This window comes from Amycolatopsis aidingensis (genome assembly GCF_018885265.1).
Taxonomy (GTDB): Bacteria; Actinomycetota; Actinomycetes; order Mycobacteriales; family Pseudonocardiaceae; genus Amycolatopsis; species Amycolatopsis aidingensis.
This window is the reverse complement of sequence record NZ_CP076538.1, coordinates 4,941,045-4,957,042: the sequence shown is the minus strand read 5'-3', so window position 1 is coordinate 4,957,042 and position 15,998 is coordinate 4,941,045. Positions and strand designations below refer to the sequence as shown.

Here is a 15,998-nt window from a genome sequence, read left to right as displayed (position 1 = left end):
CCAGCCCGAGGACGACGAAGTCGATCCCCTCGACCGCGACTTCCTCATCCGCCACCACGCCTGCCGCATCGACCCGCCCCGTAGCCCCCGGACTCGCCGCCGGCCTACCCACCGACCACCAGCATGGCGAGTGGCACCTGATCCGGGCCGACGACCCGATCAGTGCCTACAACCACGCCCGCAACCTGGTCAACGGAGACCCTCGATGCCGCCGCGACAAGCCGTGTCCCCGGTGCCCCGCCACGACGATCCTGATCGGCAGCTTCGCGGACGTTCTCGACCACCTCAAGAGTCTCGGCAAGGCCGTGGACCCTATCGAGAACGTGGACATCCGAGTGCCCTCTCCCCAGCCGCGCTGGGGAGAGACCCCGGATACGTGAAACACGACGCGGTGCACGCTCCACAACCGCGATCGAGACAGCCCAGCCGAGCAACATCCGCACCTGCCGATGGTCGTGTTCGGTCATGGGACCGGAGAGACTGTCTCCATGACATCGGCCAGCCCGACCACTCGGGCTCCCTCAAGCATCGACAGCCGCAGGCCCACCGCGACTTGTGGCCAGAGGTCGGGCACGAGCGGGTGAAGGCGAACCATCGCGTCCTCGCCAGGGGCCAGTGTCCTCGCTTGCTCCAGAGTCAGAGGCGCGTCGTGGCGTTCCTGATCGACATCTGGCGGGAAGGCCCAGTGCGCCCGGTAGCCCGAGCAGATCGAGGTGAGGCGACCGCCTTGCGCCGTGGTGAGAAGCCGCAACCGCGCACGGATGTACCCGCACTCACGTTCGGTCGCCGTCCATCGGTCGTGCTCACGTTCAGTGTCCATGCTGGGATTCTGCCCGCCCAGGACTCGCCCGTGCCGATATGTGTTGTTCGCGGACGTCCGTCTGGGATGTCCTGTACATGTCCACGCTCTCAACAATGTCCGCCGAGGACGTCATCGATCAGCCGGTTCGGGTCCAGTTCGAGGCGTTCCTCGATGAGCATCGGGGTGCGCTCGGCAGGTGTTTTGGACAGGCTGACCGAGGAGCAGGTGTGCCGATCGTTGGTGCCGTCCCGGACTACGCTGCTGGGCCTAGTCAAGCATGCGACGTTCATCGAGAAGGTCTGGTTCGACGAAGCCCTCACCTGCCGGTCGCGTGCCGAGATCGATATCCCCGCGACACCGGACGAGTCCTTCATCCTCGATGAGGGCGACATTATCGCCTCTGCCCGGCAGGCACACCGCGACGCGCGTGCGGCATCACGTCACACGACCTCGTCCCTGGGGTTAGATGACATGGTCCACGGCAACCGCCGTGGCCCGCTACCTCTGCGTTGGGTGTATCTGCACGTGCTGCGCGAACTCGCCCAGCACTGCGGGCACGTCGACATCCTGCGTGAACAACTCATCAGCAGCCAGTAGCGCGCCATGTTCGCGCAGACCGCTGCGAGGCACCGGGCCCACGGCATGCTATTGCCGATAAGTGGACGGGGTCACGCGCTGGTGGCGGTGGTCCTCCGGGCTCGCCGTCGCGCAGCTTTCAGCGGCGCCTGTCGGGGGTGACGATCTCGAACGCGGCCGTTCACGAAGGTGAGAACGGCGCTTGGGCGCAGCCGCAGCACCTCGCCACCGGCGGCAGGCTGGGCAAACAGGTCGAGCAGTCGTTGGTGGCGATCCGGTAGGACCTGGCCCGCAACGGCGCCCGCTCGAAGTTCCCACTGACAGTCGGCGAAGAACGTCTCCTCCATTTTGTCGTTGGTGTCTTCGGTCTCCAACCTTGCATACTGACACCGCCACATTCAGCGCGACCAGATGGATCGCGCAGACTTGGATGCCATTCAGGACAGTCTGGTATTCGAGTTGACTCCTGTCTGTCAGGTGCTGACACTGAACGATCGTGGAGGCGGAGTACCCGTGCCCGTGCTGTGGGCATCTGATGTTCACTGAGCCGCCAGGCTCCCACGAGATCTGCGAAGTGTGTTTCTGGGAGGACGATGCGGTCCAGTTGCGGTGGCCTGACTGGAGCGGCGGTGCGAATACTCCTGCACTGATTGATGCGCAGCGTGCCTACGCCGAACTCGGTGCGATGGAGTTTCGTTTCACCGGTCTCGTGCGTACAGCCACCCCATCCGAGCCGGTCGACGACGGCTGGCGCCCCATCGATCTCGCCGTCGACAACGTCGAGCTCCAGGGTGTCAACAGCGCACCTTGGCCGACCGATCACACGTCGCTCTACTGGTGGCGACCAAACTACTGGCGTCGAAGCTGACACTCTGGTGCGCCGAGTATCGCTGAGATGGCATGGGCTGCACCCAGCTATGTGCATCGGGCGGGGGCGCACCTCGCTCACCCCTGTTCTGGCGGTACCACCGGGATACGCCGACGCGGAGTAGTTCGCCTACCTCCGCGCAGCGGTGGACAGCGGCTTCCAGTTCACCGACCTGTTGGAGCCGATGCCGCCAGCCGAGATCGAGCAACGGTACCCGCTTCCGTGGCAGTAGCCGCGGTTCCTGGCCTTGACCTGCCAGCGGCGCTGAGCCAGCGGACCCGGTCAGAGTAGTCGTCCCGCCGCCGAGCTTCATCGGTTTGACGTACATCAGCTGGCGCGCGTGACGCCTCGCAGCTTGAGCGCCACAGCGCCGCGGCGAAGCGGTCCGCTTCTTTTCCAACGTCCTGTCATGCCGCAAAGCGTGCACTCTTCTGCCGAGAGCGCATGTTCAGACTGGTGGGGCGGTTCGCTGCTTGTAACCAGGTCGCCACGGATGGCGTCAGGCGGGCTCGTCAGGTGCACCGGGCTCCCGCTCCGGTTGCCCCGAAGGCTGACACTTGCCCAGGAAAACGGCGATATCCTGAGCGTCGTAGCCGGTTACCTCCATCGACCGGTCGCCGTCGCGGATCACCATGCTGCGTTTGTTCCGCCGATTGACCCATTCGCGCAGGACACCGGCCAGGGACACCAACACCGGCGAGGTCGCCACAGCGACGACGATCGAGACGACCACCCCGCAGACGACCTGGCGCCCTCCGGGACCGGGGCATGGATCACCTCGACGCGGTCGGCTTCGGTGGCCCTGAGTTCCTGCGCGAGTTGTCGAGTGAGGTCGTCGACCCGCTCTGGGTCGTCATCGACAACGGCAAGGGAGATAGTGAGCACTTGGTCAACGATACCGGCGAGGTCGCCGAGGCAACGACGGAGAACGACGTGGATCCGTGGAGCGAATCGCGGGTGGCGTCGGCCGCCCGAGGCTCGGCCGCCGTCCTTGCGCCGCGATTGATCGCGCGGGATAACGGTAGCGAACAACACGGAGAGTCGGTCCTCGCGATCGCTGACACCTTGGGAGCTCAGATTTGCGCAAGCGGGCGCTGCTCATAGCGAACCAGGTGTACGACGACCCGCGCTGGACCGAGCTGCCGGGCGCGGCAGGTGATGCCCAGCAGCTCGCCGAGGTGCTCGGGTCCCGGGCGATCGGCGAGTTCGATGTCACCGTCGTGCCCGACAAGGACGCCAGGACCGTGCGCAGGGACATCGAGGAGTTCTTTGCCACCGCGGAGCAGGACGACCTGCTTCTGCTGCACATGTCCTGCCATGGGCAGGTCTCCGCTACTCGTGAGCTGCACTTCGTCGCGCGGGACACCGAGTCCGCCTACCTCGCGGCCACTGGTATCTCCGCCCAGTTCGTCAACGACTGTATCGATGAGTCCCGCGCCCGCAGGACAGTACTGCTGCTGGACTGCTGCTTCAGTGGCGGCTACACGCGTGGCCTCCGACAACGGGGCGCGCAGGACGAGCCTGTGGTCGGCAAGCGTTTCCAGGGCCACGGTAAAGCGGTCATCACAGCATGCTCGGCCCTGCAGTACGCCTACGAGTCCACGGTGCTGAGCAAGCCGGCAGGAGAGCCCTCGGTCTTCACCTCCGCGGTGATCGAAGGGATGAGCACCGGCCTGGCGGATCAGGACTCCGACGGTCAGGTCAGCGTGGAGGACCTCTACCGCTTCGTCAGCATGCGCGTGGCGCAACAGGTCGCGAATCAGAAGCCCGAGCTGTCCATGGACCGCCTCAGCGGGACCATCTACCTCGCGCGCAACATCCGCGCTCTGTATCAGGGCCACGAGGCTGAGCCACCGATACCCGCCGCGATCCATCGCGCGGTGGTGAACGGAGAGCCCTGGGAGCGCTTCGGGGCCACACTCGGGCTCGAGCGGCTCCTCGACGACGTCCAGACCGGCAACGCTGCGCGAGAGGCGCTGGTGCCGCTGACACGGGACGCGGACGAGGCTGTGGCGGAGCGGGCCCTGGCCGTGTGGCGGGAGAAGGTGGGCAGCGCCGTCCCGATCGCGGTCGGACTGGCGGCCGAGCGGACGGTCGAGCCCACGTCGCACAGCGTCGGGATCGACTTTGGCACGACGAACTCGGTGGTTGCCGTCCTGGTCGACGGCCGCCCCGTGGTCGTGTCGAACCACCTGGGCGTGCAGCTCACGCCCAGCGTCGTCACCATCCAGGGATCGGTGGTGGATGTCGGAGCCGTCGCGAAGGACCAGGCGCACCTGCGCCCGAGTACCACGATCGCCGAGGTCAAGCGGGCGTTGGGGACTGGCCGGTCCTTTGTCGTCGCCGACGCGGAGTACAGTGCCGAGAACGTGGCGGCATTCATCCTCGACCAGCTCAGGCGGGATGCGGAAAGGTACCTCGGAGAGCCGGTGGGCGATGCGGTCATCACTATCCCCGCGCACTACGGCGTCGCTGAGCGGGACGCCTTGAGCCGCGCCGCGCGCCTCGCCGGTCTCAACGCCGTGCGGATGATCAACGAGCCTGCGGCGGCTGCGTTGGCGGCGGGTTCCGCACTTGGCGACAAGGAGCAGACCATCCTTGTGTTCGACCTCGGTGGCGGAACACTGGACGTCTCAGTCGTGGAGCTCGGCGAGGGGGTCGTTGAGATCCGCGCGACCAGCGGCGACGAGCGCCTCGGCGGGTCGGACTGGGACCAGAGGCTGCTCGACTGGCTGGTCGAACTCGCGATCGAGGCGAGCGGTGTCGACCCGCGGTCGGACTCCACTGCGGCGTGGCGACTGCGCAAGGAGGCAGAGAAGGCCAAGATCGAGCTCTCGCACGCCACCACCGCTCGCGTGCACCTGCCCTACCTGGCCCAGGCTGACGGGCTACCCGTGCACTTAGACGTCACCTTGGACCGCATCGCGTTCGAGCGCCGGACCACGGATCTCGTCGAACGGTGCAGGCGGAAGGTCATGGACGTCCTCCGGGACGTCGGCATCTCGGCTGACGAGGTGGACCTCGTCGCCGCCGTGGGCGGCTCCGCGGCACTCCCGGCCATCTCGCGGATGCTCACGTCCCTCGGCGACAGCCCGATCCCACTGGCCGAGGTTGACCCGTACACGGCGGTCGCGGTCGGCGCCGCGCTGCAAGGCGGTGTGCTCAAAGGCGAGGTCAAGGACGTTTTGCCGCTCGACGTGACCCCGCTGTCGCTGGGCATCGCGACCAAGGGCGGGGTGTTCACCAGGCTCATCGAGCGCAACACCACCCTCCCGACCAAGCGCTCGGAGATCTTCACCACCGCCGACGACAACCAGACCACCGTGGCCGTCCAGGTCTTCCAGGGCGACCACGACCTGGCCGAAGACAACAAGAAGGTCGGCGTCATCGAACTCACCGACCTGCCTCCGGTGCCCCAGGGCGTACCGCAGATCGAGGTCCTCGTCGACATCGACGCGAATGGGGCCGTGCACGTCACGGTGACCGACCTCGGCAGCGGAACCCGGGCCAACAAGCGACTGTCGGAGGCGACCGTGATGGCTGGTTCCGAAGCCGCAGGAGCACACGCGGGTCTCGACGAGGTCATGCCTACCCAGCTTGACGAAAAGGATCGACCCGCACCGGCGGAGGAGTGGTCCGCGGTGGTCGGCAACGACCTCGACTGACGACCAGGAGGACTGCCGCGGGACGCCGGTGAACTCCACCGCGACGAACTTGTAGATGTTCGGTGTATCCCTGCCATCGGGGACGATGGTCAGCGACATCTGTCAACCATCCGCTCGTGCCGCTGTGTGTGTCCGGGTAGCCAAGTGGCAGAGGGGTGGCGTGTACCTGAGAGAGTGGTTTCTTGATCGGCTATCGTGCGGGCGTGGATGTTCAGGTGCTGGAGGGTGCGCTGGTCGAGGTGCCCACGAAGGCTGTTACGGGAATGGATCGACGTGCGTTCGGGGAGTTTGTCGGGCCGCAGGGTGAGCTGGCCTCGTACGCATTCGGTTGGACCACTGGGGCAGACCCGCACGTCGCTCGCCTGTCGGTCGGGATCGGCGCGGGTAACCCCGGCGGCGGAACCTTCCATGCGGTCATCTTCGAGAACGAGGGCGGGCATGCGTTCTCGCTGATCGACGACCCGTTCGAGAGCGTCCCACAGGGCGGCCCGGACCTGACCGCGCATGAGGCACGCGCCCATGAGGACCTGCCGTTCGTCTGGTGGGTCACCGACCAGATCATGCAGCGCGATCGGCGGGCCTGGTGGATGTGGCACTGGCTGCTGCGAACCACCTGCGTCCAGACCCTCGAGGTCTTCGAGCGCCGCGAGCCCATTCTGCTGGTCCAGCATGACGCCGATGACGGCACCTGGCAGCTCATCGGCTCCTCCGACGCGGACGGCAGCACCGCCAAGACCGGGCATCTGCACCACGCCATCGACGAGGACCACAGCCTGATCGACGTCCTCGACCTGCCACCCGGCAGCAGCGCGACACGAACGGGCATCGGGCATCCCTGGAAGGGCCGCTCCTAGACTTGCGCCGCACTCTTCTGCCGCTGCTAGCTTCTGGCGCAGGCCTCATGCCGTTTATCGGTCGTTCGGGCAACGCAGGGTGAGGAGGTGTGCGGTCAGGTCGGCGGCTGGAATGGCGCAGAGCTCGGCCATGCACTCGATCGCGGCAAGGCTGAGTAGTACCTCGTCCGATCCAGATGGTTTGTGCTGTCGCAGCTGGTTTTCCGCCCACCGGCGCAGGGGTAGCAGCTCTGGCTGACTGTCGGCAACAACGTGTGTCAGGCTCACCCGAATGCAGCCCGGGTTGTCCGGGAATACGCGCCGATGTACCTTCGCGATCAGCGTTTCCGGCTGTTCATCCAAGGCGAGACACAGCTCGATAAGCCGGACCACCGAGCAGTGCCGAGTTCCCAGCTCGTAGGTTGCCAGCGTCTGCAAGGAAATATTGCTTCGGAGTCGCTTTTGCAGATCCTTTCGAGTCCATTCGCGGCGTCTTCGCAGTCGGCGGAGTTCGTCTCCGAGCGCTCGGCAGTAAGTTTCGCTGGAGCATAGGCTGGTGGGCTGAATGGTCATGCGTAGGTCCTTGACGTTTGAGGCGAATTGACCCCTGTAGTTTGGGTGGTAATCGGGCGATTCTTTACGTCTCCTTGTCGTCCGGCTGTTCGTGGAGACGATGTCGGCCGGTGTGCATCATTACGGTGAGCGCGTTCATCATTGCCGCGGACGCGGAAATAAGATTGATGATAAATTCGCGTGTGGTGGCGAGTGAGCGCTCCTCGTTGGTAACCAGGATGAGTTCGGCGCCCCCGTAGTCGATCACCAGGGCGGGCAGGCGACCTTGGTAGAGGATCATTCCAGCGCTGCAGCGCGTCGTGACAGGAACGCTCAGTTGATGTTCCTCGTGGCCGCCGTAGCTCATGTGTGGCCTCCGGCCTGATGATCTTCGTCCCACCAGGAAAGTCCGTACCGGGGCGAGGACATGTCCAGCCAGACCTCGGCCACGCGCTGCGCGTCGGCTAGAGCGGACACACCGATCTCCTGCTCGCGACAGTGACATCCCGCCGTCCGGCCGTCACATTTCGTATGGAGAAGCCAAGGGCGTTTGGCTGTTGGGGTTCGCCGCAGGATCCACACCCTGCCGTCAAAGGTGACGCGGTAGGTGTCGCGGTCGAGCGGCACCCAATTGAGCGTGGACTTCTGCATAGCGGTTCCCGGTCGTAAGCCGCCGGACCTGAGCGGCAGCGTCTGGGCAAGGGCGTGCCCCGGAGGTGATTCGGCAGCGCTCCGTCACGTCACCTGTGGTCGGGTAGGCGGAGCGAGTTCAACGCTCCGGCGATTGGCGACCCGGCGCGCGACCGCCACCACGGTCGACCACGGGGGCAACGTGCGGCGAAGCATGGGCGACTCGATCCACTGCCACGACTCAGGCTGACGCACGTCGATGTGGAACGGCAGGACGATGTGCGTGCCGCGCGGAATCGGCCGGACTCTCAGCTGGTGAAGATCGGCAGGAACATGCAGCCTGCGCGAGGGCGCTGGTTTGGTGAGGAACGTCCACCACCGCCGTCCGGGACCGGTCAAGACCGGTCCCACCAGCATGGCGATCTCCAGGTCTCGCCGGGTCTCCTCGGCCAGGTCGAAGGGCATGGTCAGCGCGTCGAATGCCGTACCGGCCTGGGTGACCAGGCGCCGTTCCTTGACCTCGAGATGGACCGGCCAGCCCAGTTGGCCCTGGTACTCGACTCGCGCGTGCGCGAGGTCGCGCAGCCAGCGCGGTGCTGCCGCCGGTCGGTCGCTGGGCCTCGTTGCGCTCGCTGTCGCAGTGGTTTCCTCCGCGGGGTGTCGCGTGCTCGCCGCCGGCGACGACGGGTCGTGAGGTTCGGGCGGTTGTTGCGGGCGAGGAGCGCACCGGCGTGTGACCGCGGCCCGCGGACCGTGGTGTGCTCGGGGCGCGAGATCACGCGGCTCGGTTCCGGCGAGATGCCCGTAGCTGAGGAACGCCTCGGCGAGCACTCGACGCAGTCGCCCGCCCTCCAGCGGACCGAGGCACCACGGCCCCGGCGCGGAGGGCACCACGGCGACGCCGGTCGTCGCGAGCTGGACCCGTAGCCGCGCGCGCTTGCCGTGACCGTCCCGGCACCGGATCGTCCAGGCGTCCGGATTGGGTTGCCAGCCGAGCCGGGCCAGCAGCCGGATCAGGGGGAGTGCGGTCTTGCGCTGTGTCATGCCTTTCACCTCGTTTCAGGGCGGGGGCCGGTCCGCACGGCCTTGGTGCTGGGTTCACCGCGGCCGTGCGGACCGGCAGGTGCGCGGCAGGCATGCGGATCGCGGAGGGAGGCGATGCGGATACCCGCGTGCCTGGCGCTCGCCGCGCACCATGGGGTCACGCGGCGGCCGAGAGCGCCGTCGACGCGGCATCCGCCGCCGCAGCTCCGCCGCGCTGGCCCGACGCAGAGGGGTCGTGGCCCGCTCTGCGAGGCCGCCCGGATGGACACCTGGTGGACCGGCTCAGGTCGGGGTCTGTTCCGGTCCACCAGGCTGCTTGTGGGTGCCGGGTACCGGACGAGCAGTGCCATCGGGTCCTCCAGGGGCGACCGGGTAATCTGCTGCCTACAACGTGACCTTGTTCACGGTAGACGATGAACATGTTCAATATGAACACGTTCACTACATTGGGGTAGTCATGCATGAGAGGCACTGGGCGCCGATAGGCTCGGTCGCAACGATCTCGGGAGGTACCTCAGTGGCCAAGACGACGCGACCCAGCGTCCGCCAGCGAAGAGTTGCCCGGACGCTTCGTCGCTGGCGCAAGGAGCGAGACGCGGGCACGCTCCAAGACGTCGCCGGACAGCTCCACTGGCCGCACGCGAAGCTGAGCCGGTTCGAAACCGCGACCTATCCGGCAGGGCCGGCCGAGATCATCGCCCTCGCCACGATCTACGGGGTCGAGGACGAGGAGCGCGACCGGGTCGTGAAGCTGGCTGTCGAAGCGCTGGACGATCCGGGCTTCTGGCGTGACTACGGACCGGACACCGTACCGACGTACCTGACCGACTACCTCGAAACCGAGGCCGAAGCGACGGCCGTCCGGAACCTCGAAGCCCTGCTGATCCCGGGCCTGCTGCAGACCGCGGCCTACACCGATGCGCTGGTCCGGGCCTGGCTACGCACACCCGATGAGCAGCTTGTCGAGGAACGGCGCCACCTCCGCCAGCAACGTCAGGCACGGCTGGACGATCCGGAGAACCCGCTCCACCTCCACGCCGTGGTGCACGAATCAGCCCTGCTCCAGGCGGTCGGCGGGGTGGATACCATGGCCGAGCAACTCGACCACCTGGTCATCAAGGCCCGGCAGCCGCACATCACGCTGCAGGTACTGCCGGTGGAGCTCGGCCCGTACCCCGGGTTCGGTGCCTCCTACCACCTGCTCGACTTCGGCGACGGTGACGTCGCGGCGGTCTACCTGGAGAACCTCGATGACGGGTGGTTCATCGAGGACGAGCCGAGCATTGAGGCATATACCCTGAACTTTGAGCGCGTCAGCGAACTCGCGCTCGACACGGAAGCGTCCGCCCGGCGCATCGCCGAGATCCGTCGGGACCGGACGTGAGGACAAGGAGAAGGGTTATGTCCGCGTCCGATTTCACCAACGCCCGCTGGCGCAAGAGCACCCGAAGCAACGGCTCGGGTGCTTGCGTCGAGGTCGCGTACACCGAAGACGCCATCGGTATCCGCGATTCCAAGCAGCTTGGCCAGGGTCCCAACCTCGTGCTGAGCCACTCCACCTGGAGGTCGTTCGTCCGGCTCGTGATGAGCAGCGCCACCGTCCAAACACCCGCTGCTTGAGGTGTAGTCACAGCATGAGCAACAACGCCGAGTGTGCCGGAGTGGAAGCCGTACTGGGTCGGCGGCTACTTCGGAACCACAACTCGGTGCCGGTGGCCTCGACACGCATGTTCGGTCACCGCTGTCGGGCGGTGTCGATCGACGACATCGAGCCCGCACCGCTCAACGGCAACTGACACGTCCGCGAAGGGCGGGGCCGCTCGTGTTGACGAAGCGGCCCCGCCCTTCCTTATCCGCGGTCGAGAGACTGTGGCTGTTCACTCGGGTGAGCGGTGGGCTGGTCGGCTCGGCCCGTCTGTCTTCGATTTCGGTCTTCGATGCGGACACTTGGTTGGTGAGTGCAGCTTGCCTGCCGGCCGTGATGAGTCCGGTCGCCGGCGTGATCGGGGTTCTCGTCGGCCCCGCATTGGCCTCGTGGTCGGTCCGTGCCGCAACCAGCACACCGATCTTCACGCGGAGGTGGTGGGTGGCGGACACAGCTCCAAGTCACCCGCAGACACCTCGACTACAAAGCCGAGGACGTCATCAGAATGCTGCTCCGGCGCGCCGACATCCTCGGCGTACCCGCCATGTCGCCGACAAGCCTGAAAACCAAGCTGTCCCGGTGGGAGAACGGCCGCGAGGCGGTCAGCGAGCCCTACCAACGGCTCTTCCGGGACGTGTACGGCCGCACGAACGAGGAACTCGGCTTCCCACCGGAGCGAGTGGACGAAGGCACCGACGAGCTACGCGCGCGACTCGCAGCCGCCCGGACCGTGGACACCGAGACCGTCAGCGCCTTCCGGCAGCAACTCGACTACGCCCGGCACGTTGACCGCAAGTTCGGCGGCGTGACACTCCTGGACCAGCTACGCGGCAACGCCGAACACATTCAAGGGCGCCTCGGCTTCAGCACCCTGCGCGGGCAACGCGAGGCACTGGCCACCGTCCTCACCGAAGTATCCGCACTGGCCGGGTGGGAAGCACTCGACCGCAACGCCATCCGCCAGGCATGGGACCACCACGAGACCGCCAAGGCAGCCGCCCGCGAAGCCGGATCACCGACCCTGCTCGCACACGCCACCGCACAACAAGCGTTCATCCTGATCGAGATCCAGGAAACCGAGATGGCCGTCAGCCAACTCGCCGAGGCCCGCGAACTCGCCGAACGCTCAGCACCGCCACTGCTCCGGGCCTGGCTCGCAGCGGCCCACGGTGAAGGGCTCTCGGTGGCCGGTCACGGCGACGATGCGCTGCGCGCATTCGACACGGCCGACGCCTTGCTACCGCCCGATCCGGTCGACCCCGCCCTGCCGTTCCTGTTCCTCGGCGGCGTCCACCTCGACCGCTGGCGCGGCAGCGCGTTGAGCAAGCTCGGCGATCCCGAAGCGATCGACCAGATCGGCAACACCTTGCCACGCCTGCCGCCGGACTTCGTACGCGCACGCACCGGGATGCTCGTTGATCTCGCCTTCGCGCACGCCGCCGCTGGCGACCGCGACACGGCACTGGATCATGCCCGCCAGGCGCGCCGCCTCGCCACCCAGATCAAGTCCGACCGCCAGCTACGCCGACTCGGGCGCCTCATCCTGCCCGCCGGAGCCACCAACGCCACGTGAAGCCACGTAGTACAGCAACGGCACCAACGCGCCCGCACCAAGAAGCTGCTGCCGCTGCGCAAGTTCCGGAATCCGGCTCAGCGGCACCCACTCCAGCCGCCCGACCTCCTCGGTGTCGGTCGGTTCGCCGATCCGCTCGGCACCACGCCACAGGAACACGTCCACCTGTGCCCTGACCTGCCCTGGCAGCGGCTCGAACCCGATCAGATGCTCCGGCTCGCCCAACGGCCGGTAGCCACTCTCCTCGGCCGCCTCACGCGCCGCTGTCGCCGCCGGGTCCTCCCCATCCTCCACCAACCCACCAAGCAACTCGTAGCCCCACTGATCAGTGACAAACCGGTACCGCCACAACATCAACACCCGGTCCCGCTCGTCCACGATCAGCGCTATCGCGATACGCGCCAGGTTGACAACGTGATACTCCCACCGCTCACCGTTCGGCGCCTGCACATCGGTCAACCCGAGCCGAACCCACCGGTTGTCATAGATCGTCCGCTCGCCAAAGGTCTGCCACCCGCCACGTTCATCATTCACAAGCGTAACCCTAACGGCCTGTACAAGTATCCCAGGCGGCCGTAGGGAGCCTCGGTCAGAGCCGGACCGCCATCAATTAGAAATCCTGGATTCTATGCTCGTCCGCCGAATACTTCGTCAAAATCCGAGGTCGCATTTTGAAAACTTTGAATTAATGCCAATAGTAGCGGCCTTAGAGCTGTCGCGTCCAGTATCTCGCCTAGGTCGGAGTGAGGCTGAATTCCTGATTTTTTGCTCATTTTCTTTCGCAGTGGCATCTCTGGCAAGGATGCGCGCTGTGCGTAGTTATCAGGCCTCCATAGCAGCGAGATTGCCAATGACCCTAGTCGTAAGTGCCTATTTCGAAGATCAATAAACTTTTTCTGTTTGACTTCGGGTAGTTCGTCCACCTTTCTGAGTATTCGGCTATTTATTGGCTCTGTATAGTCGATAAGCGCTTCTGATTCAGCCCGAATTGTTGGAAGCATGTATTCGTTATACCAGCGCTCCACAAGCAGATACTGAAACTCGTTCCATGTGAGGAGTTTGATATTGCTATGCAAGGCGGCTTCTGATGCTCCCTGCTGAAACCCGAAGACGACACTAAGATTCCTATGTTAGCGCCAGTGTCGGCTACGACGGTTCTTAATCCGTGAACCGTATTCTTAGATACTCGACTTCGCCAATTCTTGCATTCAACAATCATGGTTGCAGGAGGGGAACTCTTCGGATCGAATGCGTAGACGTCTACGTCCACTGATCCACGTGCTAGTTGAAGTGATTTTCCTCGCTCTGCTTGCCATCCGCTTTCTTGTAGAATCTGGGCGGCTCGAGATTCCAGGTCTTTCCAGTCTGCTGGCGGAGTGCCTTCAATTAGAATCTCCATATATCTCTTTCTTTGGCATTTTATGCTTTCAAGTTCTGTATGTGTTTCTGGTGCTTTGTTTTGGCATTCTTGAACCAAGTATTTCTGCGGCCTTGCGGTCGGTGGCTGCGACCCACGCGGCGTACACGCGCAATGTTGTTGCGCCGCCCCCACCGTGGCCGAGACGTCCGGCGACGGTGCGCAAGTCGATACCAGCGGAGAGTAGCTCGGTTGCGCTGTAGTGGCGTAGCGCATGGAGGTGGGTATCTATGCCGAGGCGTGTCGCCATGTCCTTGTATCGCTGCGTGACGGCGTTGGGGGAGTAGGGTTCGGAGTGGTCCGGTGTCTTGGTTCCGGAGAAGACGAACAGATCGTCGGTGAACTTCCGACCCAGTTCCTTGAGTCGCTTCTGTACGCGCTTACGGTGTTCCTTGAGTAGCACCACGGTTTCCGAGTCGAGCGCGATGCGTCGATTCTGGTGTGTCTTGGTGTCCTTCTCCTTGCCGCGTACCCAGTTGCGGCGTAGGTCGATCACCTCGGCGTCCAGGTCGATCCGGGAGAACCGGAGTCCGGCCAGTTCTCCTCGGCGTACGCCCGTGGTCATCGCGAGCCACACCAGTGTTCCCCAGTCGTCATCCATCCGGAATGCTTCTTCGACGAGCTTCGCGGCCTCGGCTGGTGTCGGGGGATCGGGTTCCGGTGGCTTCTGTTTCGGACGGCGGGCTATCCGAGCAAGGTTGCCGTCGATCCAGCCCCAGCGTTCGGCGGCGCCGAGGGCGCCGCTCAGAATCGCGTGGATCTGCCGGACGGTGGAGGCGCCCAGCGGTCGGCAGGTGTGGACCTTGCACCCGCGTGCCTTGCAGTCGTGATCGGCCTCGGTCGACTTGTGCTTCTCGATGAACGGCCTGCGATCGCAACGGGCGCGGCAGCGCCGTAGCTCGGTGTAGAGGCTCTCCAACGCTCGCGCGTCGATCTTGCGCGCTGGCTCGTTGCCGAACGCTGGCTTGATCGTGCGGGCTATGTAGCCCTCGTAGGTGTTGCGCGTGCTCTCTTCCAACTCGGTCACACGCATCCACTCGTCCAGCACGTAGGAGAGTGTCACGGACGACGACGGAGCGCGCTGCTCGTCCACCTGCGTGAGGAACTTGTTCAACTGCTTCTGCGCGCGCCGCTGCGCGGCCTTGTCGGTGCCTTCGATCGTCTTACGCAGGTACGTGCGCTTGCCGGTCACCGGGTCGAGCCCGGCATAGACGATCACGCGGAGCGAGTCCCCGCGTTCCTCGATCCGGCCGCGCTGGCGACCATCGGAGCGCGCAGCAGCTGTAGCCGTGAGTGTACTCGCACCCACGGCCGCACCTAATGATCAACAGAGTTGATCTATGTTTGGTTGTAACGCCTGGTCAGGCGGTGTGCCCCCGGTGCGACTCGAACGCACACTGGACGGATTTTGAGTCCGCTGCCTCTGCCAATTGGGCTACGGGGGCGGCGACGGCAGACTTTACGCGACCGGGCTGGATGGTCTTGCCCTGGGTCGCCGGTGGTGGCCGGTGCGCCACGTGGTGAACACCATCTCGGGAGGTGGCTTCACTCCCGGTAAGCTTCTGGTGTCGCGGTACGCCGCGTTCAGCCGACCCGTCGAGCGCGCAGGAGGACCCCGGTGACCGAAGTGGCTGCCGAGGCCAATGGTGGTGTGGCCGAACCCCAGCGGCGAGTGCTTGTCGCCGAGGACGAGGCGCTGATCAGGCTTGACCTGGTCGAGATGTTGCGCGAGGAAGGTTACGAGGTGGTCGGCGAGGCGGGCGATGGTGAGGAGGCCATCAAGCTTGCCACCGATCTTAGCCCTGACCTGGTGATCCTCGACGTCAAGATGCCGAAGCTGGACGGTATCGAGGCTGCTTCCAAGATCACGGGGGATCGGATCGCGCCGGTGGTCATCCTGACCGCGTTCAGCCAGCGTGAGCTGGTGGAGCGGGCCCGGGACGCAGGCACCATGGCCTACCTGGTCAAGCCCTTCGCCAAGCGCGACCTGGTGCCTGCGATCGAGCTCGCGGTGAGCCGGTTCGCCGAGCTGCAGGCACTGGAGTCCGAGGTCGCCGGGCTGACCGACCGGCTGGAGACCCGCAAGATCATCGACCGGGCCAAGGGGCTGCTGATGACCGCGCAGGGGCTGTCCGAACCCGACGCGTTCCGGTGGATCCAGCGTACAGCCATGGATCGGCGCACCACGATGAAGGCCGTGGCGCAAGCCGTGGTCGAGAACATCAGCTGAGCGGTACCTGCCTCCACTTTCACCTGTCGCGGTCAGGCGGCGGCGGTCCGTCTTTGCCTTCCACAAGGTCATGGCTCGGCTACCGTGAGTCGACGATCGGTTGCCCGGTCCGGTGAAAAAGCAACATTGATCGGCCGGGGCCCGTAAATCAGCCGAATCGGTC

The 15,998-nt window shown here is 65.3% G+C and carries 19 protein-coding genes, 1 tRNA gene and 1 pseudogene; 9 read left to right on the top strand and 12 right to left on the bottom strand.

Annotated features, from left to right (window positions below; translation table 11 throughout):
- Positions 1-463: 463 nt before the first annotated feature.
- Positions 464-820: a hypothetical protein gene (locus tag KOI47_RS22670; RefSeq protein WP_216206993.1), complete on the bottom strand. Its 357-nt coding sequence runs from the start codon at positions 818-820 to the stop codon at positions 464-466.
- Between the two features lie 95 nt (positions 821-915).
- Here KOI47_RS22670 and KOI47_RS22665 point away from each other — a divergent pair.
- Positions 916-1,399, top strand: a pseudogene (locus tag KOI47_RS22665) (DinB family protein).
- 71 nt (positions 1,400-1,470) lie between these two features.
- On the opposite strand, the gene KOI47_RS22660 reads toward KOI47_RS22665, so the two are convergent.
- Positions 1,471-1,752, bottom strand: a complete 282-nt coding sequence (locus KOI47_RS22660) for a hypothetical protein (RefSeq protein WP_216206989.1) — start codon at positions 1,750-1,752, stop codon at positions 1,471-1,473.
- A 122-nt stretch (positions 1,753-1,874) separates the two neighbouring features.
- Here KOI47_RS22660 and KOI47_RS22655 point away from each other — a divergent pair, with 122 nt between their 5' ends.
- Complete coding sequence (locus KOI47_RS22655) at positions 1,875-2,246, top strand: CPCC family cysteine-rich protein (protein WP_216206987.1); 372 nt, start codon at positions 1,875-1,877, stop codon at positions 2,244-2,246.
- Between the two features lie 499 nt (positions 2,247-2,745).
- Here the strand turns inward: KOI47_RS22655 and KOI47_RS22650 are convergent, their stop codons facing one another.
- Positions 2,746-2,979 (bottom strand): hypothetical protein, encoded by a 234-nt coding sequence (locus KOI47_RS22650; protein WP_216206983.1) that lies wholly within the window; start codon positions 2,977-2,979, stop codon positions 2,746-2,748.
- Between the two features lie 35 nt (positions 2,980-3,014).
- Between KOI47_RS22650 and KOI47_RS22645 the strand changes: the two genes are divergently transcribed.
- From KOI47_RS22645 to KOI47_RS22635, 3 genes are all read left to right on the top strand, one after another.
- Positions 3,015-3,350 (top strand): hypothetical protein, encoded by a 336-nt coding sequence (locus KOI47_RS22645; protein ID WP_216206980.1) that lies wholly within the window; start codon positions 3,015-3,017, stop codon positions 3,348-3,350.
- Positions 3,326-5,911, top strand: coding sequence for a caspase, EACC1-associated type (locus KOI47_RS22640; RefSeq protein WP_216206977.1), 2,586 nt, complete (start codon positions 3,326-3,328; stop codon positions 5,909-5,911). The genes KOI47_RS22645 and KOI47_RS22640 overlap by 25 nt, the downstream gene beginning before the upstream one ends.
- A 203-nt stretch (positions 5,912-6,114) precedes the next feature.
- Positions 6,115-6,765 (top strand): hypothetical protein, encoded by a 651-nt coding sequence (locus KOI47_RS22635; RefSeq protein ID WP_232376180.1) that lies wholly within the window; start codon positions 6,115-6,117, stop codon positions 6,763-6,765.
- A 54-nt stretch (positions 6,766-6,819) separates the two neighbouring features.
- Here KOI47_RS22635 and KOI47_RS22630 read toward each other — a convergent pair whose 3' ends face one another.
- The 4 genes from KOI47_RS22630 to KOI47_RS22615 all read right to left on the bottom strand — a co-directional run bounded on the left by KOI47_RS22630 (position 6,820) and on the right by KOI47_RS22615 (position 8,970).
- Positions 6,820-7,317 (bottom strand): helix-turn-helix domain-containing protein, encoded by a 498-nt coding sequence (locus KOI47_RS22630; RefSeq protein WP_216206974.1) that lies wholly within the window; start codon positions 7,315-7,317, stop codon positions 6,820-6,822.
- Positions 7,318-7,381: 64 nt separating this feature from the next.
- Positions 7,382-7,663: a hypothetical protein gene (locus tag KOI47_RS22625; RefSeq protein WP_216206971.1), complete on the bottom strand. Its 282-nt coding sequence runs from the start codon at positions 7,661-7,663 to the stop codon at positions 7,382-7,384.
- Positions 7,660-7,947 carry a hypothetical protein gene (locus KOI47_RS22620; protein ID WP_216206969.1) on the bottom strand — a complete coding sequence of 96 codons (288 nt, stop codon included), beginning with the start codon at positions 7,945-7,947 and terminating at the stop codon, positions 7,660-7,662. The genes KOI47_RS22625 and KOI47_RS22620 overlap by 4 nt, the downstream gene beginning before the upstream one ends.
- An 84-nt stretch (positions 7,948-8,031) precedes the next feature.
- Positions 8,032-8,970 (bottom strand): hypothetical protein, encoded by a 939-nt coding sequence (locus KOI47_RS22615; RefSeq protein WP_216206967.1) that lies wholly within the window; start codon positions 8,968-8,970, stop codon positions 8,032-8,034.
- A 517-nt stretch (positions 8,971-9,487) separates the two neighbouring features.
- Here KOI47_RS22615 and KOI47_RS22610 point away from each other — a divergent pair.
- Both KOI47_RS22610 and KOI47_RS22605 read left to right on the top strand, forming a co-directional pair.
- Positions 9,488-10,354 (top strand): helix-turn-helix domain-containing protein, encoded by an 867-nt coding sequence (locus tag KOI47_RS22610; RefSeq protein WP_216206964.1) that lies wholly within the window; start codon positions 9,488-9,490, stop codon positions 10,352-10,354.
- A gap of 17 nt (positions 10,355-10,371) precedes the next feature.
- Entirely contained in the window at positions 10,372-10,590 is a 219-nt protein-coding gene (locus KOI47_RS22605; protein WP_216206962.1) for a DUF397 domain-containing protein, read from the top strand.
- 162 nt (positions 10,591-10,752) lie between these two features.
- Here KOI47_RS22605 and KOI47_RS22595 read toward each other — a convergent pair whose 3' ends face one another.
- Entirely contained in the window at positions 10,753-11,043 is a 291-nt protein-coding gene (locus tag KOI47_RS22595) for a hypothetical protein (protein WP_216217767.1), read from the bottom strand.
- 77 nt (positions 11,044-11,120) lie between these two features.
- Here KOI47_RS22595 and KOI47_RS22590 point away from each other — a divergent pair, with 77 nt between their 5' ends.
- Positions 11,121-12,188, top strand: a complete 1,068-nt coding sequence (locus KOI47_RS22590; RefSeq protein WP_232376179.1) for a tetratricopeptide repeat protein — start codon at positions 11,121-11,123, stop codon at positions 12,186-12,188.
- Here the strand turns inward: KOI47_RS22590 and KOI47_RS22585 are convergent.
- From KOI47_RS22585 to KOI47_RS22570, 4 genes are all read right to left on the bottom strand, one after another.
- Entirely contained in the window at positions 12,135-12,722 is a 588-nt protein-coding gene (locus KOI47_RS22585) for an NUDIX domain-containing protein (protein WP_216206954.1), read from the bottom strand. The genes KOI47_RS22590 and KOI47_RS22585 overlap by 54 nt on opposite strands.
- A 409-nt stretch (positions 12,723-13,131) precedes the next feature.
- A complete protein-coding gene (locus KOI47_RS36495) occupies positions 13,132-13,587 on the bottom strand; it encodes a restriction endonuclease (protein ID WP_216206951.1) in 456 nt (151 codons plus the stop codon).
- A gap of 28 nt (positions 13,588-13,615) precedes the next feature.
- Positions 13,616-14,824, bottom strand: coding sequence for a tyrosine-type recombinase/integrase (locus tag KOI47_RS22575; protein WP_216206948.1), 1,209 nt, complete (start codon positions 14,822-14,824; stop codon positions 13,616-13,618).
- A gap of 152 nt (positions 14,825-14,976) precedes the next feature.
- A tRNA-Leu gene (locus tag KOI47_RS22570) sits at positions 14,977-15,050 on the bottom strand.
- A gap of 173 nt (positions 15,051-15,223) precedes the next feature.
- Between KOI47_RS22570 and KOI47_RS22565 the strand changes: the two genes are divergently transcribed.
- The gene (locus KOI47_RS22565) at positions 15,224-15,835 is read left to right on the top strand and encodes an ANTAR domain-containing response regulator (RefSeq protein ID WP_216206945.1); all 612 of its coding nucleotides are present in this window, start codon (positions 15,224-15,226) and stop codon (positions 15,833-15,835) included.
- Positions 15,836-15,998 lie beyond the last annotated feature (163 nt).

What these genes read in the sequence shown, in the direction of transcription:
- KOI47_RS22620 (WP_216206969.1), bottom strand. Translation starts at nt 7,947, where the DNA reads ATGCAGAAGTCCACGCTCAATTGGGTGCCGCTCGACCGCGACACCTAC.
- KOI47_RS22670 (WP_216206993.1), bottom strand. Translation starts at nt 820, where the DNA reads ATGGACACTGAACGTGAGCACGACCGATGGACGGCGACCGAACGTGAG.
- KOI47_RS22645 (WP_216206980.1), top strand. Translation starts at nt 3,015, where the DNA reads ATGGATCACCTCGACGCGGTCGGCTTCGGTGGCCCTGAGTTCCTGCGC.
- KOI47_RS22625 (WP_216206971.1), bottom strand. Translation starts at nt 7,663, where the DNA reads ATGAGCTACGGCGGCCACGAGGAACATCAACTGAGCGTTCCTGTCACG.
- KOI47_RS22605 (WP_216206962.1), top strand. Translation starts at nt 10,372, where the DNA reads ATGTCCGCGTCCGATTTCACCAACGCCCGCTGGCGCAAGAGCACCCGA.
- KOI47_RS22630 (WP_216206974.1), bottom strand. Translation starts at nt 7,317, where the DNA reads ATGACCATTCAGCCCACCAGCCTATGCTCCAGCGAAACTTACTGCCGA.
- KOI47_RS36495 (WP_216206951.1), bottom strand. Translation starts at nt 13,587, where the DNA reads ATGGAGATTCTAATTGAAGGCACTCCGCCAGCAGACTGGAAAGACCTG.
- KOI47_RS22590 (WP_232376179.1), top strand. Translation starts at nt 11,121, where the DNA reads ATGCTGCTCCGGCGCGCCGACATCCTCGGCGTACCCGCCATGTCGCCG.
- KOI47_RS22615 (WP_216206967.1), bottom strand. Translation starts at nt 8,970, where the DNA reads ATGACACAGCGCAAGACCGCACTCCCCCTGATCCGGCTGCTGGCCCGG.